The organism is Acetobacter okinawensis (assembly GCF_002153655.1).
GTDB lineage: Bacteria > Pseudomonadota > Alphaproteobacteria > Acetobacterales > Acetobacteraceae > Acetobacter > Acetobacter okinawensis_A.
Window position 1 is genome coordinate 130,220 of record NZ_JOPJ01000006.1, and the last position, 17,196, is coordinate 147,415.

At 57.9% G+C, this 17,196-nt stretch carries 15 protein-coding genes; 10 read left to right on the forward strand and 5 right to left on the reverse strand.

What is annotated here, in order from left to right:
* Positions 1-24 precede the first annotated feature (24 nt).
* From rpsM to HK26_RS03450, 9 genes are all read left to right on the forward strand, one after another.
* The gene (rpsM, locus tag HK26_RS03410) at positions 25-402 is read left to right on the forward strand and encodes a 30S ribosomal protein S13 (RefSeq protein WP_025826928.1); all 378 of its coding nucleotides are present in this window, start codon (positions 25-27) and stop codon (positions 400-402) included.
* A gap of 63 nt (positions 403-465) precedes the next feature.
* Complete coding sequence (rpsK, locus tag HK26_RS03415; RefSeq protein WP_025826926.1) at positions 466-858, forward strand: 30S ribosomal protein S11; 393 nt, start codon at positions 466-468, stop codon at positions 856-858.
* A 110-nt stretch (positions 859-968) separates the two neighbouring features.
* Positions 969-1,988, forward strand: coding sequence for a DNA-directed RNA polymerase subunit alpha (locus tag HK26_RS03420; protein WP_025826924.1), 1,020 nt, complete (start codon positions 969-971; stop codon positions 1,986-1,988).
* Positions 1,989-2,019: 31 nt separating this feature from the next.
* Positions 2,020-2,445 (forward strand): 50S ribosomal protein L17, encoded by a 426-nt coding sequence (rplQ, locus tag HK26_RS03425; protein WP_025826922.1) that lies wholly within the window; start codon positions 2,020-2,022, stop codon positions 2,443-2,445.
* Positions 2,446-2,629: 184 nt separating this feature from the next.
* The gene (locus HK26_RS03430) at positions 2,630-3,676 is read left to right on the forward strand and encodes an ABC transporter substrate-binding protein (RefSeq protein WP_086638477.1); all 1,047 of its coding nucleotides are present in this window, start codon (positions 2,630-2,632) and stop codon (positions 3,674-3,676) included.
* On the forward strand, positions 3,655-4,437 hold the full coding sequence (locus HK26_RS03435; RefSeq protein WP_374188207.1) for an ABC transporter permease: 783 nt from the start codon (positions 3,655-3,657) through the stop codon (positions 4,435-4,437). The genes HK26_RS03430 and HK26_RS03435 overlap by 22 nt, the downstream gene beginning before the upstream one ends.
* A complete protein-coding gene (locus tag HK26_RS03440; RefSeq protein WP_374188208.1) occupies positions 4,413-5,243 on the forward strand; it encodes an ABC transporter ATP-binding protein in 831 nt (276 codons plus the stop codon). The genes HK26_RS03435 and HK26_RS03440 overlap by 25 nt, the downstream gene beginning before the upstream one ends.
* An 85-nt stretch (positions 5,244-5,328) precedes the next feature.
* Positions 5,329-5,562, forward strand: a complete 234-nt coding sequence (locus HK26_RS03445; RefSeq protein ID WP_086638480.1) for a hypothetical protein — start codon at positions 5,329-5,331, stop codon at positions 5,560-5,562.
* A 55-nt stretch (positions 5,563-5,617) separates the two neighbouring features.
* Positions 5,618-5,794 (forward strand): DUF1328 domain-containing protein, encoded by a 177-nt coding sequence (locus HK26_RS03450; RefSeq protein WP_086638481.1) that lies wholly within the window; start codon positions 5,618-5,620, stop codon positions 5,792-5,794.
* A 94-nt stretch (positions 5,795-5,888) separates the two neighbouring features.
* Here the strand turns inward: HK26_RS03450 and HK26_RS03455 are convergent, their stop codons facing one another.
* From HK26_RS03455 to HK26_RS03475, 5 genes are all read right to left on the reverse strand, one after another.
* Positions 5,889-7,442: an efflux transporter outer membrane subunit gene (locus HK26_RS03455; RefSeq protein WP_086638482.1), complete on the reverse strand. Its 1,554-nt coding sequence runs from the start codon at positions 7,440-7,442 to the stop codon at positions 5,889-5,891.
* On the reverse strand, positions 7,443-10,748 hold the full coding sequence (locus HK26_RS03460) for an efflux RND transporter permease subunit (RefSeq protein ID WP_086638483.1): 3,306 nt from the start codon (positions 10,746-10,748) through the stop codon (positions 7,443-7,445).
* A complete protein-coding gene (locus HK26_RS03465) occupies positions 10,745-13,924 on the reverse strand; it encodes an efflux RND transporter permease subunit (RefSeq protein ID WP_086638484.1) in 3,180 nt (1,059 codons plus the stop codon). Before HK26_RS03465 ends, HK26_RS03460 begins: the two co-directional genes overlap by 4 nt.
* Positions 13,921-15,129, reverse strand: a complete 1,209-nt coding sequence (locus HK26_RS03470) for an efflux RND transporter periplasmic adaptor subunit (protein ID WP_086638485.1) — start codon at positions 15,127-15,129, stop codon at positions 13,921-13,923. The genes HK26_RS03465 and HK26_RS03470 overlap by 4 nt, the downstream gene beginning before the upstream one ends.
* 180 nt (positions 15,130-15,309) lie before the next feature.
* Entirely contained in the window at positions 15,310-16,704 is a 1,395-nt protein-coding gene (locus tag HK26_RS03475) for an MFS transporter (protein WP_086638486.1), read from the reverse strand.
* A gap of 112 nt (positions 16,705-16,816) precedes the next feature.
* Here HK26_RS03475 and HK26_RS03480 point away from each other — a divergent pair, with 112 nt between their 5' ends.
* Positions 16,817-17,122: a CsbD family protein gene (locus HK26_RS03480; protein WP_086638718.1), complete on the forward strand. Its 306-nt coding sequence runs from the start codon at positions 16,817-16,819 to the stop codon at positions 17,120-17,122.
* Positions 17,123-17,196 lie beyond the last annotated feature (74 nt).

The window sequence follows — 17,196 nt, forward strand, 5'->3', positions numbered from 1 at the left end:
AGCGGGCGAACAGGAGTATAAGGCGTGGCACGTATTGCCGGCGTGAATGTCCCGACAAACAAGCGGGTTGTGATCGGGCTTCAGTATATTTATGGAATTGGCGCAACTAAGGCGGCAGAAATCTGCAAGTCCTTGGAAATTCCGGAAGCAAAGCGGGTTAACGAACTCAGCGACGATGAAATCATGAAGCTCCGTGAGCTGATTGATGGCAATTATCGCGTTGAAGGCGACCTGCGTCGTGAAATTGCGATGAACATTAAGCGCCTGATGGACCTTGGTTGCTACCGCGGCCTGCGCCATCGTCGTGGTCTGCCGGTTCGTGGTCAGCGGACGCACACCAACGCCCGTACCCGTAAGGGTAAGGCAGTGGCGATTGCCGGTAAGAAGAAAGCAACGCGTTAATCCAATTCGCTAAGGCGACCAGCCTGCAAGCGCAGGCTGGATAGGGACTGAGGTAGAAAAGACATGGCGAAAGCCGCAACACCGCGTGTTCGTAAAAAAGAGCGTAAGAACATTATTTCGGGCGTGGCGCATGTGCTCTCCACGTTCAACAACACCATGATCACCATCTCCGATGCCCAGGGGAATGCTATTTCCTGGTCGTCCGCTGGTGCGCAGGGCTTTAAGGGCTCGCGGAAATCCACGCCGTATGCGGCGCAGGTTGCGGCTGAAGACGCAGGTCGTAAGGCCCGCGAACACGGCATGGAAACGCTGGAAATCGAAGTTTCCGGTCCTGGGTCGGGGCGTGAAAGCGCACTGCGTGCCCTTCAGGCTGTTGGTTTCACGATTACTTCTATCCGTGATATGACACCTGTCCCGCACAACGGTTGCCGCCCGCGCAAGCGTCGCCGCGTCTGAGCTTACGAGCGGAGAGATGGCCTGCGAGCAAGCCATCTTTCCATTTGTTGTGTCCACTTCAGAGAAATCGCTGTGAAAGCAGTGGTTTTTCCTATTGAAAGGCCGGTCCATTGGTCCTTCAGAAAAACTGGCAATCTCTGATCAAGCCCGAAAAGCTTGAAGTTGAATCCGGAGTGGAGCCCGCTCGTATCGCAACCGTAGTGGCTGAGCCGCTGGAACGCGGTTTTGGTATGACGCTTGGTAACGCGCTGCGTCGGGTTCTGCTGTCCTCACTTCAAGGTGCTGCGGTCACGGCGGTTCAGATTGACGGCGTTCTGCACGAGTTTTCGTCTGTTGCCGGTGTACGGGAAGATGTGACTGACATCGTCCTGAACATCAAGCAGCTGGCGTTGCGCATGCACGGTGAAGGGCCGAAGCGTATGGTGCTGACGGCCACCGGCCCGGGCGAAGTGCGCGCAAGCCAGATCCAGACCGGTCATGATATTGAAATCATGAACCCGGACCTGGTCATCTGCACGCTTGATGACGGCGTTAAGCTGGGCATGGAATTTATTGTCAACACCGGAAAAGGCTATGTTCCTGCGGCGGCTAACCGTCCGGAAGATGCGCCGATCGGCCTGATCCCGGTTGATGCAATCTATTCGCCCGTCAAGCGCGTGTCTTACAAGGTGGAACCGACCCGCGTTGGTCAGGTCACCGACTATGACAAGCTGCTCCTGACGGTTGAAACAAACGGTGCGGTAACCCCTGAAGATGCAGTGGCACTTGCTGCGCGCATTCTGCAGGACCAGCTGCAGCTGTTCATCAACTTTGATGAGCCGCGTCCTGTGCAGGCTGAAGAGCCTGAGGATGATCTGCCGTTCAACCGTAATCTGCTGCGCAAGGTGGATGAGCTTGAATTGTCTGTTCGTAGCGCTAACTGCCTTAAGAACGACAATATCATCTACATCGGGGATCTGGTTCAGAAGAGTGAGCAGGAAATGCTGCGCACACCGAACTTTGGCCGTAAATCCCTGAACGAAATTAAGGAAGTCCTGACCTCCATGGGGCTGTCCTTGGGTATGAATGTCCCGGCATGGCCGCCGGAAAATATTGAAGAGTTGGCAAAGCGGCTTGATGAGCCGTTTTGATCTGACTTTTCTCGATACTAGGAACTGAACCATGCGTCACCGGATTGCCGGCAGAAAGCTCGGCGTTACCTCTTCTCACCGTGCAGCCATGTTCCGCAACATGGCTGTGGCTCTTATCAAACATGAGCAGATCACCACCACGCTTCCCAAAGCGAAGGAACTGCGCCCGTTTGTTGAAAAGCTGATCACCCTTGGCAAGCGTGGCGACCTGCACGCACGTCGGCAGGCTTTTGCCGTGCTGCGTGATGATGTGATTGTCAAAAAGCTGTTTGCTGCCGTGGCTGAACGCTACAAAGCACGCAACGGTGGTTACACCCGCGTTCTGCGTGCTGGTGTACGTTACGGCGATGCTGCCCAGATGGCGGTGATCGAACTGATCGACCGTGATGTGAGCGCAAAAGGGCAGGACAGCGGTCCGCGCCCGGAAGTGGAAGATAAGCAGGATCTTGCTGCTTAATTTTCGCTTTATAAGCCGAAATGGAAAAAGCTGGCCCTCTGGAGCCAGCTTTTTTTATGTTGTTCGGCTTGATTGGTGGAACACTGGCATTTGATAAAAATATTTCCTACGGCATGGTGCGTGATTGACAAATTGGGGAATATATCCACTATCTTGTTTGATAATTTATTTAAGTGAAAGCGATATGGTCATGAAACGTGCGTTGTTAAAAATGTTAACGCTCACCGCCGTGGCATTTAGTTGGATTGCCAGCCCGTCTCAGGCGGCGGAGAGTATTCGTATTGGGTATATTCCCGTTCTGGGCTCATCCGCACTCTTTGTCATCGATGGAGAGGGTTGGGCCAAACAGGCTGGGCTGGATGTGCAGCTTGTGCGCTTTACGTCTGGTCCGCAGGCTATTCAGGCGCTGGTTTCGGGGCGGATTGATGGTTATGTAGCGGGTGTGCTGCCATTGTTGCAGGCACGTGCACATGGCGTAGACGTCAAGGTTGTCGCCACCGCCTCTATTGAGGAACTGTCCGTTATTGCCCGTGGTGCTCTGGCTGATGGTATCAAGGCTGGTTCGGCAAACGGACCAACGCCAGATGCGGTCAAGGCGATTTTTGCCCGCTTCAAGCAGGATCAGAAGCGCCTTCCGCGTCTGGCTGCACAGCCTGCGGGGTCGGTGCCGGATACGCTGCTGCGTTACTGGTTGCAAAAACAGCTTGGGTTTGAGCAGGTCAACACAGTTGCTTCCATTGTGGGGGTGGATATTGATGCAGCACAGCAGGCATTTCTCGCCGGTGCTGTGGACGGCGCAGTCTTGCGTGAACCTGCCCTGACGGTTGTTAAAACCCGTCTGCCAGACGCACGTATTCTGGCGTCCGGGCATGATATGATGCCAGACCAGCCCGGTTCCGTGCTGGCAATTGTTAAACCGGATGCGCCCGAGCACAAGGCATGGGCCGCCACGCTGACAACACTGTTCGTCCGTGCGACAACACTGCTGGCCCAGCACCCTGACGATGCCGTGCCATTTGTGCAAAAAGCGCTGGGTGGTGGTATGCTGAACGATGATGTTATGAAAACAGCGTTGGAACAGTCGGCCTCCCGTTTTGTCAGCGATCCGGCGCGTATTGTCGAAAGTGTTAAGCAGTTGCAGGAATTTGAAGTGTCTCAGGGCCTGTTGCGCAAGGCCGAACCCGTTGGAGACCTGTTTGACACGGGTCTGTGGCAGCAGGCCAAGCAGTGAGTAGAAAACTCTCTGGGTCTGTCCGCCTGGGGCTTGGGCTGGCAGGGCTTGTTCTGTTCTTTGGTTTGTGGGAGGCAGCAGTCCAGTCTGGGCTGCTGCCTTCTGGCATGGTGCCAGCGCCGTCGGCACTGGGTCCGGCATGGCTGGACGAGGTGCGTGGCGGTTTTTGGCAGCAGGCTATTCTGGACAGTCTGCACCACTACCTGCTTGGCCTGTTTATCGGCTCGGTGCTGGGGGCGGGGCTTGGCATCCTGTGCGGCATGCTGGATCTGCTTGATGGTCTGCTGGAAGGGGTTGTCCGCCTTTTGCGACCGGTGCCGGGTCTGGCGTGGGTGCCTTTTGCCATTTTGTGGTTTGGCCTGAGCACCGCAGGGGCAACCTTTGTTATTGCCATATCGGTCTTCTGGATCAATTTTTATGCTGCCCATAGCGCTGTAAAAAGCGTGGACCCTGAACTGTATGAACTGGCTTCGGCCTTTGGGCATGGCAGTTTTGTGGGGCGGTTGTTCAAGATTGTGCTGCCTGCATCGGCTCCGGGTATTATGGCGGGTCTGCGCACGGGGCTGGGGCAGGGGTGGATGTCTGTTGTGGCGGCGGAGCTGTTTGGTGTGCCGGGTATTGGAGCACGCATGATGCAGGCCTCCAGCCTTTTGGCAACAGACGTGGTGGTGGTGTACATGCTGACCATGGCCATGCTGTATGCCATTACCGATTTTCTTTTTGGATTTGTGCGCAAATGGGTTCTCAGATGGCAGCCATAAGTCAGGCAGATGTGGTTGCTTCCTTACAGGATGTGGGTCTCTCGCATGATGGGGGGGAACACTTTGTTCTGCGCCATGTCAGCCTGACGTTGGCCCGTGGGGAGTTTGTGGCCCTGCTGGGACCATCGGGGGTGGGTAAATCGACCCTGCTCAGGGTGCTTATGGGGCTGATGCACCCGACGGAAGGCCAGACAGGGGGCGCTGCCTGTGCGCCTGCCACGGGCAAGGCACATGCCACAGGGCGCAGTCGTGCCATGGTTTTTCAGGATGCGCGGCTGCTGCCCTGGCGATCAGTGCTGGGCAATGTCATGTTCGGGCTGGAAGGCCTGCATCTGAACAAAAGTGAAAAAAAAGCACGAGCGCAGGAAGCCCTGCGTCTTGTCGGGCTGGAGGACGCGGCAGACAGGCTGCCCCGCCGTCTGTCTGGTGGTCAGCGGCAGCGCGTCGGCGTTGCCCGTGCGCTGACAGTCGCCCCAGACCTGCTGCTTATGGACGAGCCTTTTGGTGCGCTGGACCCCATTACCCGCACAAGCCTGCAGGAGGAGTTGCAGCGGATATGGCAGCAGACGCATAAAACCGTCCTCTTTGTTACGCATGATATTGAGGAGGCTCTCCGGCTGGCGACCCGTGTTGTGGTGCTGGCGGGTGGCCCGCCTGCGGGCATTACGGGGGAAATTGTGCTGGATATGCCAGAGCGTAACCCGGATACCCCCGCTTTTCGCACATATGCCGCCCGCCTGCGCGCCATGATTGCAGGGGAGCCAGATCCGGGCGGGGAAGCCTACTGGCGCTCGGCTGAAATCTAGTCTTGCGCGTAAAAATCGTTCACATAGGCATCTTTATGGGGGCAACGCACGTTATCCCTTAATCCAGTATGGAGGACATCCTCATATGAGTGATGAGAGCAAGGCGGATTACGGTCTTGAGGACGGCATTGGCAATCTGAGCGATGGTGCGGATGGCCTGTTTGGCAAGTTGCCCAGCTATGACGCCCTGAATCCCGGCAAGCGGAGTGCCGCAGCCGAAGCATTGCGTGATGTTGTTATTGATCAGCCCTTATTTGCTGTGGCTACGGCAGGTCTGCTGGGGCTGGTACTGGGAATTTTTCTGCGTCGCAGAAAGTAAACGGGTCTAAAGCAGTGTACGCTTTGACCGGAGTAGAAATATAAGGGAGTGCGATATGCTGAGACTGGCGCTGTTTTTTCTGGTTGTTTCACTTGTTGCAGGGCTGTTTGGTTTTGGCGGCATTGCCTCGGCTTCTGCCGGAATGGCTAAAATCCTGTTCTTTATAGCCATCATGCTGTTTGTGGTGTTTCTGGTCGTGGCTCTTCTGGCGGGCCGTGCCATTCTCAAGTAACAGCACGTACGTATTGACCGGGTATAAAAAAACCTCCGGGGCAATAGCTCCGGAGGTTTTTTGTTGGGCTCCGCCCAGACCTGACTGAATGGGATCAGTTTTTGTTCTTCTGTATAAAAGAGGGCAGGAACGGGTTGTCTGTTTGCATGGACCCTTTGCTGGGCAGTTCGGATGCATCCCAGCCACCGCCAAGTGCCTGCACCAGACTGACAGAGTCCAGAATACGGCTCTGCTGGATTTGTAGGGCCGTCTGAGCGTTGGACAGGGCTGTGACCTCGGCAGTAATAACGGTTGTGTATATTTGGGTGCCAGCCATGTACTGGTTAAATGCGACTGTAACCGCCTTGTTTGAGGCCTCCAGCGCAACATGCTGCTGCTCCGCCTGATCGGCCAGAATACGCAGGTTGGAGAGTTGGTCTTCCACACCCTGCAGGGCGGTCAGCACGGTCTGGCGGTAGGTGGCTACGTAGGCATCGTAATTGGTATCGGCCTCACGGACCGCTGCGGTACGGGCACCACCCGCGAACAGTGTTTCCGTGGCCGATGCGCCAAGGCTCCATATCCGGTTTGCGACCTGCACAAGAGCGCCAACGGGGTCACCACTGTAAGAGTAGCTCGCTGTAAGTTTGACGTCAGGGTAAAAGGCGGCCATGGCCGCACCGATCTGCGCGTTGTATTCTTCCATCCGGCGTTCGGCGGCTGCAATGTCCGGGCGGCGCTGGAGCAGGGTGGCGGGCACCATAACTGGAATGGCGGGAATGGCGCGTGGCAGGGCACCATGTGGGATCGACAGGTCCGCAGGAGCCTTGCCAACAAGCACGGCAATCGCATGCTCGTACTGTGCGCGGGCGATGCCGGTAGCCGTAGTTTGTGCGCGGGTCTGCTCCAGTTGTGTGCGGGCCTGTAGCAGGGTGGTCGGGTCTGCTGTGCCGGCGTCATACTGGTTTTTGGTAATCTGGTAGGACCGCTCATAAAACGCCACGTTTTTGTTCAGCAGGTCGTACAGACTGTCCTGATAACGCAGGTTGAAATAGGCCGTGGCCAACTGCGCCTGATAGGAGAGGCGGGCATTGGCCAGATCTGCGGCGGATGCCTGTGCTTCGGTCACCTGTGCCTGGATCTGGCGGCGGATCTTGCCCCACAAATCCAGATCCCACGATGCCGTCGGCCCCATGGCATAGGTGTTTTCGGTCGAGTTGGACGGGGTTGAGGACGTGCTTGAGGTCCCATCGCTCCCGTAGTTGATGATGGTGCCACTTGAGCGCGACCCACGCCCGGAACTCTGGCGGTTGAACGAGAGGGCTCCGCTGAGAGTAGGGTAGAGTTGCGCCCTTACGGAATTAATGGTGGCGCGGGCGTTACGGTAGCGTGCCTCGTACTGCACGATGTTCTGGTTGTTAATGTCCACCTGTGCCTCAAGGTCGTTCAGCACGGGGTCATTGTAGAGTGTCCACCATGTGCCTTTGGGCAGGCTGGCCATGTCTGGAGCGGTATAACGCCACCCCACGGCTGGGCGCAGTTCCTTGAAGCCAGGTGAAATAATGGGGGTAGGTGCTTTGTAGTCAGGCCCGACCATACAGCCTGTCAGAATGACAGGGGCCAGCAGCAAGGACAGGTTACGGGAACGGGAAGGGCGAGAAGAAGGCATTCAGCTATCCTGCCTGAAACTGCGGAAAAACGGAAACGAGCGAATAAGGGAACCAGCACGTGCCTGCCATCTATCGAACATCAGATAAATAACAGGTGTTGTATAAAGCGTAAGCGCCTGACTGACGATAAGCCCGCCAACAATGGCAATACCCAGCGGGTGCCGCAACTCTGCCCCATACCCGTTGGCGACCATAAGGGGGGCCGCACCAAGGGCTGCTGCAACCGATGTCATCATAATCGGGCGGAAGCGGAGCAGGCAGGCAGTGCGAATGGCGTCATGGGGGCTCATGCCCTGTTCACGCTCGGCCATAATGGCAAAATCGACCAGCATGATGGCATTTTTTTTAACAATGCCAATCAGCAGGATCACCCCGATCAGGGCAATGAGGGAAAACTCCTCCCCCGCCAGTTGCAGGGCCAGCAGCGCGCCGACCCCGGCGGAGGGCAGGGTGGAGAGAATGGTCAGCGGGTGTACGTAACTTTCGTACAGCACGCCTAGCGTAATATAGACTGCCACAAGAGCTGCCAGAATAAGCAGCGGCTCATCATTGACGGCTTTTTGGAACTGCGCGGCATTGCCCGCAAAGCTGCCGTGAATGGTATTGGGCATATGCAGGGTGACCTGCGCCGTATTGATGATCTGTGTGGCCGTTCCCAGAGAGACACCCTTGGCCAGATTGAACGAGAGCGTTGCCGCAACCGCCAGCCCCTGATGGTTGACCGAAAGCGGTGTGCGGCTAGGCACCAGACGGGTAATCAGGGTCAGCGGGACCATGGCCTCCGATGCGGTGCTGACAGCCGAACCGTTGGAGGCTCCGGCTCCACCGGCCAGAGCGTTGGCTATCTGGTTTTTAAAAGATAGCGAACTCTGGGTGGTTGCTGTGCTGCTGGTCGCACCCGTGCTGGATGTGTTGCGGACCCGAACGGTGTTTGACTTGGTGCCCCCACCAGCAGACCCCCCGGCCACACTGACCCATACCTGCATCAGGCTTTGGGGGTCTGACCAGTTTTTGGGGTCGGCTTCCATGATCACGCGGTACTGGTTCAGCCGGTTATAGATCACGGAGGCAGCGCGCTGGCCAAATGCATCGTAAAGCGTGTTGGAGAGGAGTTGGGGTGTGATGTTGACGCGCGCAGAAGTATCGCGGTCGATTTCGGTGCTGATGGCAGAGCCGCCAAGCTGAACATCGGAGGAGAGGGATGTCAGCTCGGGGTGGCGGCGCAGTTCCGCCAGCAGGCGGTCTGTCCATTCGTACAGTTCGGAGGAGTTCTCCCCCTCCAGCGTGTACTGGTAGGCGGCATTGCTCTGCCGGGCACCAGCACGGATGGCGCCGGGCTGCATAAGAAAAAAGCTGGCCCCGACCAGATTGCGCAGCTTGCGGTTAACGCGGGCGATCAGGTCTGTCGGTGTGTCATTGCGCAGGGATTTGTCCTTGAGCTGCAAGAACAGCCCCGCCTCGTTGGAGGAGCCACGACCACCGATAAAGGAAGACACACTCTCCACGTCCCGGTCGTGCATGAGAATATTCTGCACATTGGTCAGTTTTTTGGCCAATGCTCCAAAGGAGACTGACTGGTCCCCCTGCAGGTGCCCCATAAGCATGCCGGTGTCTTCTACCGGAAAAAAGCCCTTGGGCATGAGCATGAACAGGGCGGCTATAAGGGCCAGTGTGCAGGGCAGGCTGAGCAGGACGGTCTTGTGGTAGCGCAGGGCAATGTCAAGCGAGCGGGCGTAGCCTGACTGCATGCGGTCCAGAAAGGTGGTTATGGCAGCAATGGCGTGGCGCATCAGCCCGCTGGAGCCGGTTGTGTGCGGGGTCGTACCATGGGGGGCCAGCAGGTAGGCCGCCATCATGGGTGTAAGCGTCAGGGAGAGCACCATGGAGATAAGGATGGTGATGGAGACCGTCATGGCAAACTCATGGAACAGACGGCCCGCAAGCCCGCCCATAAGCAGAATGGGCAAAAAGACGGCAATCAGGGAAATTGAGATGGACATAACCGTAAAGGCCACCTCACCACTGCCTTTAATGGCCGCATCACGCGGGGTAAGACCTTGCTCAATGTAGCGGGCAATGTTCTCCATGACCACAATGGCGTCGTCCACCACAAAGCCGGTGGAAACCGTAAGCGCCATGAGTGACATGTTGTCGAGCGAAAAACCAAGCAGACGCATGACGCCAAAAGTCGCAACAATGGAGGTGGGCACCACCACGGCGGGTATGAGCGTCATGCGCCATGAGTGCAGGAAGAGCAGCACCACCAGCACCACCAGCACGACCGAGATCAGCAACGTCAGCTGCGTATCAGTCAGGGCTGCGCGAATGGTCAGTGAGCGGTCCAGTCCCACGTGCAGCGCCACCCCACCGGGGAGTGCAGACTTGAGCATGGGCATTTCGGCATTGATCTGGTCTACCGTGTGGATCACGTTGGCCCCGGCCTGAGGGAACACAACGGCAATGACGGAGGCCTGACCGTTATAGTAGCCTGCGTTGCGCAGGTCTTCCACGCTATCGTGCACCTGCGCTACGTCAGCCAGCCGCACGGGGCGGTTTTTGCGCCATGCAATAATCAGGTCGCGGTAGTCCTGCGCGGTGCGGACCTGATCGTTGGTGTCCAATGTGTAGCGCGTGCCGTTCTGGTCAATAATGCCTTTGGGGGTGTGGGCATTGGCGGAGGCAAGGGCTGCGCGTACGTCCTCAAACCCGATCCCGTATTTGAAAAGGGGGAGCGGGTTTATTTCCGCCCGGATGGCAGGCAGCGCACTCCCGCTGATTTCAACCTGCCCCACACCCTGTATGGCGGACAGGTGCTGCACCAGCACATTGGTTGCGTAGTCATAGAGCTGGGGGCGGGTGTGGGTGTCTGACGTCAGGGTCAGGATAAGGATTGGCGCGCCATTGGGGTTGGCTTTGCGGTAGCTGGGGTTCTGCCGCAAGGAGGAGGGCATGTCCGCGTGGGCGGCTTGCAGGGCGGCCTCCACATCGCGCGCAGCGCCGTTAATATCGCGCGAGAGGGCAAACTGGAGCGTAATGCGGGTGCTGTTCTCGGTTGACTGGGATGTCATTTCCGTAACATCGGCAATCTGGCCCAGATGCCGCTCCAGCGGGGCGGCAACAGCGCTTGCAATTTCCTCCGGGGAGCCACCAGCCTGCCGGGCCTGAACCTGAATGACCGGAAAATCCACATTGGGCAGGTCGGCTACCGGCAGGCCGCGATAACCCAGAAGCCCCCCAAGGAACAGGGCTACGCTCAGCAGAATGGTGGCGACAGGCCGGTCAATAAAAATCCGGCTGATGTTCACGGCACAGCTTGCCCGTTAGGGGGCGAGCCTGTGCTGGCATGGCGTAACCTGCTCCATTTTTGCGCCCATGTATCCAGTGTCAGGTAAATGACCGGGGTTGTAAACAGCGTCAGCAACTGGGAGAGGGCAAGCCCGCCAATAATGGCCAGCCCCAGCGGGTAGCGCAGTTCGGAGCCTGTTCCGTGCGAGAGCACCATGGGCACAGCCCCCAGCATGGCGGCAAGCGTGGTCATGAGAATGGGCCGAAACCGCAATGTGGCCGCCGTGCGGATGGAGCGCAGGCTGTCCATCCCATGTTCGCGCTCCGCCTCCAGTGCGAAGTCGATCATCATAATGGCGTTTTTCTTGACAATGCCAATCAGCAGCACAATGCCGATAATCCCCATGATGTCCAGATTAACGCCCGCCACCATCAGGGTCAGCAGCGCGCCAATAGCGGCTGATGGCAAGGTGGAGAGAATGGTCACAGGGTGGATGAAGCTCTCATACAGGATGCCCAGCACAATATAGACGGCAATAATGGCCGCAGCGACCAGAAACAGCTCATTGCTGAGCGAGCCCTCGAATGCTGCGGCTGTCCCCTGAAACGAGGTCTGGAACGCGGAGGGGAGGTGAATGTCCTGTTCCGCACGGCGGATGGCGGCCGTGGCATCCCCCAGCGCGTAGCCCGGAGCAAGGTTGAAGGAAATGGTCGTAGCCGGGAACTGGCCAAAATGGGTCAGCAGCAGGGGGGCTGTCTCCTGCGTGACTTTGGTCACGGCGGGCAGTGGCACCAGCCCGGAGGTGGGCGAGCGTGTGGGGCCGGACGTGCTCTCCCCCGCATTACCGCTGATGCCGGGCAGGTAAAGCTGGTTGAGCGAAGACAGGTTGGACTGAAAGCGCGGATCAGCCTCCAGAATAACGCGGTACTGGTTGGACTGCGTATAGATGGTGGAAATCTGGCGCTGGCCAAAGCTGTCATACAGCACGTTATCCACCGTCTGGGGCGTGACCGAGTAGCGTGCCCCTGTGGCGCGGTCGAGAGTTACGCGTGCGACCAGCCCTTCGGCCTGAAGGTCTGATGTCACATCGGCCAGAGCGGACTCACGCTGCAAGCGCTCGATCAGCTTGGGAACCCAGACCTTGAAGGCGTTATAATCCGGGTTTTCCAGCAAAAACTGGTATTGCGTTGCAGAGACCGTGGTGTCGAGCGAGAGGTCCTGCACAGGCTGGAGGTAGAGCTTTATGCCTGTAACCTGCGCGGTCTCCTGCTCCAGTCGTGCGGCAATTTCGGTAGCGGAGGAGGAGCGGCTGTCATGCTCCTTGAGGTTGATAAGGAAGCGGCCCTGATTGAGCGTTGCATTCTGCCCATCCACCCCAACAAAGGAGGAGAGGGAGGCCACATCCGGGTCCTTGAGAATAACACTGGCCAGTTCCTGCTGATGCACCTTCATGCTCTCGAACGAGATTGACTGCGCGGCAACGGAAATACCCTGAATAACTCCCGTATCCTGCACGGGGAAAAACCCTTTGGGAATATACCAGCCCAGAACGCCGGTGAGCACCAGCGTGCCAACAGCAACGCCCAGAGTGAGCTTGCGCCATTGCAGTACCACATCAAGCATGCGGTCGTAGGCGGCAATCAACCGCTCGGTTGCGGTTTCCATCCGGGCAGACCAGCGCAGGAACGGTGTTGCCGCAGCCCCTGCGTCATGCGGGCGTTCGGAGAGAATACGCGCACACATCATGGGCACGAGTGTCAGGGACACTACGGCAGACAGGATAATGGTGGACGCCAGCGTTAGTGCGAACTCATGGAACAGCCGCCCCACCACATCGCTCATGAACAAAAGCGGGATCAGCACCGCAATGAGCGATATGGTCAGGGAGATAATGGTAAAGCCAATTTCCCCCGCACCTTTGAGCGCAGCACTCATGCGGTCCTCGCCCGCTTCCACATAGCGCGAGATGTTCTCGATCATCACAATGGCATCGTCCACCACAAAGCCGGTGGCGATGGTCAGAGCCATGAGCGACAGATTGTCGAGCGAGAAGTCCAGCAGATACATGATGGCCAGCGTGCCGATAATAGAGAGCGGTACGGACAGGCTGGGAATAATGGTTGCGGGGATATTGCGCAGGAATACAAAAATAACAGCCACAACCAGCACAAGCGCAAGGAACAGTTCGAACTGCACATCCGCCACGGAGGAGCGTATGGTTGTTGTGCGATCAGTCAGGGGGACAATGTCAATGCCCGGTGGCAGGGTCTGGCGCAGGGTGGGCAGGGTGGCCTTAACATTGTCCACCACGGCAATAACATTGGCACCGGGCTGGCGCTGCACGTTCATGATCAGGGCCGGGGTCTGGTTGGACCATGCGGCAAGCTGGGTGTTTTCCGGGCCGATCACCACGCTGGCCACGTCACGTATGCGCACGGGGCCGCTGCTCTGGTAGGCAATAACCTGATTAAGCAGCATTTCGGGGCTGGTAATCTGGCCATCTACCCGCAGCGTAGCCGAGCGTTGCGCACCGTCAAACGTACCCGTGGGGGAGTTGACGTTGACATTGCCAATTGTGGTGCGCAGCGTATCAAGGTCAATGCCGTAGGATGTCAGTTTGGGAACATTGACCCGTACCCGGTAGGCCTTGCGGTTCCCGCCCGAGAGCGTGACTAGCCCTACGCCCGAAATCTGGCTGATTTTTTGGGCAAGCCTTGTATCCACATAATCTTCCACCTCCGGTAGGGGGATGGTGGCGGAGGTAATACCCAGCGTCAGCACGGGGGTGTCTGCCGGGTTGACCTTGGCATAAACCGGGGGGGCAGGCAGGTCGGTCGGGAGTAGGGAGTTGGCCTGATTGATGGCCGCCTGCACCTCCTGCTCCGCCACGTCCATGGACATGGACAGGTCAAACCGCAAGGTAATGACCGATGCCCCGCCAGAGGAGCGGGATGTCATCTGGTCCAGACCGGGCATCTGCCCCAACTGGGTTTCCAGCGGTGCGGTGACCGAGGTCGCCATTACATCCGGGCCGGCACCGGGGTAGAATGTTTCCACCGTAATGGTGGGGTAATCAACCTGCGGCAGGGCCGAAATGGGCAGAAAATGGTAGCCCAGCAACCCGGCCATAAAAATGGCCAGCATCAACAGCGTGGTTGCAACGGGCCTGCGGATGAAAATGGCAGATGGGTTCACGGTGCGGCATGGTCCGGTGTGTGGGAGGAGGCCGCAGCGGGGATACTGACCTTGATGCCAGCCCGCAAATGGTCTGTGCCGTCAGTCACCACCCGGTCACCCTCTTTTAACCCGGAGGTGACAACGCTGAGCGTACCGTTGGAAATACCCGTGGTGACGGGCTGCACGCTCACTGTGTCATCATCCTTCACAACATAGACAAACAGGCCGGAGGGGCCGGTCTGCACCGCCGTTGTGGGCAGGAGCAGCACGTGGTCCAGTGTTTTGACCAGCAGGCGCGCATTGACAAACTGGTTGGGGAAGAGGTGTTCGTCCTCATTGGTAAAAATGGCGCGCAGGCGCACGGTACCGGTGGCTGTGTCTATCTGGCTATCCAGCGCGCTGACCGTGCCATCCGCGATTTTTTGTGTGTTGGAACTGTTCCATGCCGAAACAGACAGCGCTTTATGGGCCTGCAACTGTGAGAACACTTCTGGCAGTTGGTCCTGCGGCAGTGTGAAAATGACCGAGATCGGCTGCATCTGGGTCAATATTGCCAATCCGCCGGACTGGCCTGCGCTAACATAGTTGCCCTGATCGACGGCGCGGATACCAATGCGCCCATCCACAGGGGCAATGATGTGGCAGTAAATCAGTTGCAGCTTCTGGTTATCCACCAGTGCCTGATCGGCCTTGACCGTGCCTTCCAGCTGCTGGACCGTAAATTGCTGGTCGCGGGCAGTTTTGGCGTCAATACTGTCCTGTTTTATCAGGCGCTGGTAACGCCCGTTGTCCACGCGGGCCTGCTCAAGCTGGGCCTTGGCCTGCGCAAGCTGGCCTTCGTACTGTTCCAGTTGTACCTGGTAGGGGCGGGGGTCGATCAGGGCGAGCAGGTCGCCTTTGTGCACATGCTGCCCTTCCGTAAACAGCACCTGCGCCAGATAACCTTCCACGCGTGTCTGCACGGTTACGTTGGTAATGGGCACAACCGTACCCAGCTCAGTCAGTTCCACGGGCATGTTGCCTGCATGGACTGTCTGCACGGCTACGGGCTGATTCTGGTTGGAATCAGCAGCACTGTGGTGCGTTTTGTGGCTTGCGTGCGGGCGCAGAAAAGCAAAGCCCAGAATACAGGCCGCGACCAGTGCACCCCCCGTCAGGAGCAGGCGTTTTCTGGAAGAACGCGGTTTGGAAGGGGCGGTCGAGGGCGGAGAATTATCGTCCATGAGGTGCGCTGTTCGTTAACCTAAGTTGCGTCAGAAAATGCAGGGGAACGCTGTGCATAGGGGCACCCTGTTTTGTGGGAACCAACTGTGCGGAACTCTGCGCACAAGTGCAAGCCTCCTCATCGGAGCCGTGTATAAAATAACATTTCTTCATGTAATCTGTGCGTTAAATCCGCGCAGTTAGCGGTGGTTCCCGCTCATGTTGGCCCCGGCTGAAGGCGAAAGTGTGGCGCATAGGGGAACAGCAAGCAGGGAGATAACGCCGGTCACAACAAACCCCAGTGCAAAATCTGTCATGTTTGCAGGGGTGTTGTGGTGCAGCTTGCTCAAAAGCGTCAGTGTGCCTGCGGCGATGCAGATACCGGCAGAGAGCATGATCTGCTGCATGGTGGAGTACAGGCTGGTGGCCGCACTCATCCTGTCCGCAGGAATATCGGCATAAGCCACTGTGTTATAGGCCGAAAACTGGAGTGACTGCGCAGCCCCCGCCAGTGTGAGTACAAGAGAGAGCAGCCAGAGCGGGTAGGTGGGGCGGAAGGCCGCGATCATGGCAAAAACCAGTGCGGCGGAGGAGCCGTTGGCCATAAGAATGGTGCGGAAGCCCCAGCGTTTGAGCAGCGCTGGCACAAAGGGGCGCATGGCAATGGCCCCAAGGGGGGCGACAAATGTGACAAGCCCGCTCTGCGCCGCGCTCAGCCCCGCCCCGATCTGGAGAAATGAGGGGAGCAGAAAAGGCAGCGAACCCACGGCAATGCGCGATGCAGCGCCCCCAAACACGGAGATGCGGAAGGTTTGAAAGCGCATTAACCGCAGGTCCAGCAGAGGGAAGGGGGTGCGCCCCGCGTGGTAGGCATACATCCCGAGCAGGACCAGCCCCACGCCCAGAAAGCTCGCAACCAGAGCGGGCGAGCCCGTACCATGGCTGAACAGTTCGGCAAAAATGGACAGGACTGCCAGCCCGCCCCCGGCCAGCAGAAGGCCCTTGAGGTCAAACGGCGGGGGGCTTGGCTCGCGCACTTCGGGGATAAAACGATAGGTCAGGAACAGCCCGAGCAGGCCCACGGGGATATTGAGGTAGAAGTTCCACCGCCATGTCAGCCATGTGGTGATGTACCCCCCCACCACAGGCCCCAGCAGCGGGCCAAGGGTTGCTGGCAGCATCATCCACGTCATGGTGCGGACAAGCTGGTCTGTGGGGGTGCTGCGGATAACCGCAAGGCGGCCTACGGGCACCATGAGTGCCCCCCCAATGCCCTGAATTGTGCGCATGATGGCAAGGAACAGCAGGGAGTGTGCGGTGCCGCAGAAAATGGAGCTGCCCACAAAAATGCAGATCGCCAGCATAAGCAGCGTACGGCTGCCCAGACGGTCCGCCAGTGCGCCCGATGCGGGAATGAAAATGGCCAGCCCGATAATGTAGGATGTCAGGGCAACGGATGTGGCGACCGTATCCACGTGCAGGCTGTGGGCAATGGCTGGCAGAGCGGTTGCCAGAATGGTGCCATCAAGCTGCTCCATAAAAAACATGGAACCAACAATGAGTGCGGTCAGTTGTGTGGAGGTCGGAGAAGGCATGCCTAGTCAGAGACGCGTTTTTGCGGTCTGATGCAACAGGCGATCGTGCAGATCTCCGGTCGCTCTCATGCGCGGACCGTTACAAAACGGTTCAGAAAAGGAGAAAGTCGTCATGGCTAAAGATAAAATCGACACTATCGAAAACAAGATTGAAGCCAAAGTCAGGGACGTTCAGGGACATGTCAAGGATGCCGCTGGCGGTCTGACGGGTGACATCGGCCTTCAGCTTGACGGAAAGTTCGATCAGTTCGCAGGGCATGCGCAGGAAGATTTTGCCGACCTGTATGAGGAAGGTGAAAGCGCTGTAGAAAAAGCAGTGACCTTTGTGCGTGATAAGCCTTTGCTTTCATTGGGAATTGTTTCGGTTGTGGGGGTGCTCCTCGGCTGGCTTTTCTTCCCCCGTCGTAGCCGTTCCTGAAAAATCATTTGACCGGGACTCTTGCGCACCCGGGTAAAAAAATGCTTCTCCTTCCCTACGGAGTCGCAATTGCT

What these genes read in the sequence shown, in the direction of transcription:
- rpsK (WP_025826926.1), top strand. Translation starts at nt 466, where the DNA reads ATGGCGAAAGCCGCAACACCGCGTGTTCGTAAAAAAGAGCGTAAGAAC.
- rplQ (WP_025826922.1), top strand. Translation starts at nt 2,020, where the DNA reads ATGCGTCACCGGATTGCCGGCAGAAAGCTCGGCGTTACCTCTTCTCAC.
- HK26_RS03430 (WP_086638477.1), top strand. Translation starts at nt 2,630, where the DNA reads ATGGTCATGAAACGTGCGTTGTTAAAAATGTTAACGCTCACCGCCGTG.
- HK26_RS03440 (WP_374188208.1), top strand. Translation starts at nt 4,413, where the DNA reads ATGGGTTCTCAGATGGCAGCCATAAGTCAGGCAGATGTGGTTGCTTCC.
- HK26_RS03445 (WP_086638480.1), top strand. Translation starts at nt 5,329, where the DNA reads ATGAGTGATGAGAGCAAGGCGGATTACGGTCTTGAGGACGGCATTGGC.
- HK26_RS03450 (WP_086638481.1), top strand. Translation starts at nt 5,618, where the DNA reads ATGCTGAGACTGGCGCTGTTTTTTCTGGTTGTTTCACTTGTTGCAGGG.
- HK26_RS03455 (WP_086638482.1), bottom strand. Translation starts at nt 7,442, where the DNA reads ATGCCTTCTTCTCGCCCTTCCCGTTCCCGTAACCTGTCCTTGCTGCTG.
- HK26_RS03470 (WP_086638485.1), bottom strand. Translation starts at nt 15,129, where the DNA reads ATGGACGATAATTCTCCGCCCTCGACCGCCCCTTCCAAACCGCGTTCT.
- HK26_RS03475 (WP_086638486.1), bottom strand. Translation starts at nt 16,704, where the DNA reads ATGCCTTCTCCGACCTCCACACAACTGACCGCACTCATTGTTGGTTCC.
- HK26_RS03480 (WP_086638718.1), top strand. Translation starts at nt 16,817, where the DNA reads ATGGCTAAAGATAAAATCGACACTATCGAAAACAAGATTGAAGCCAAA.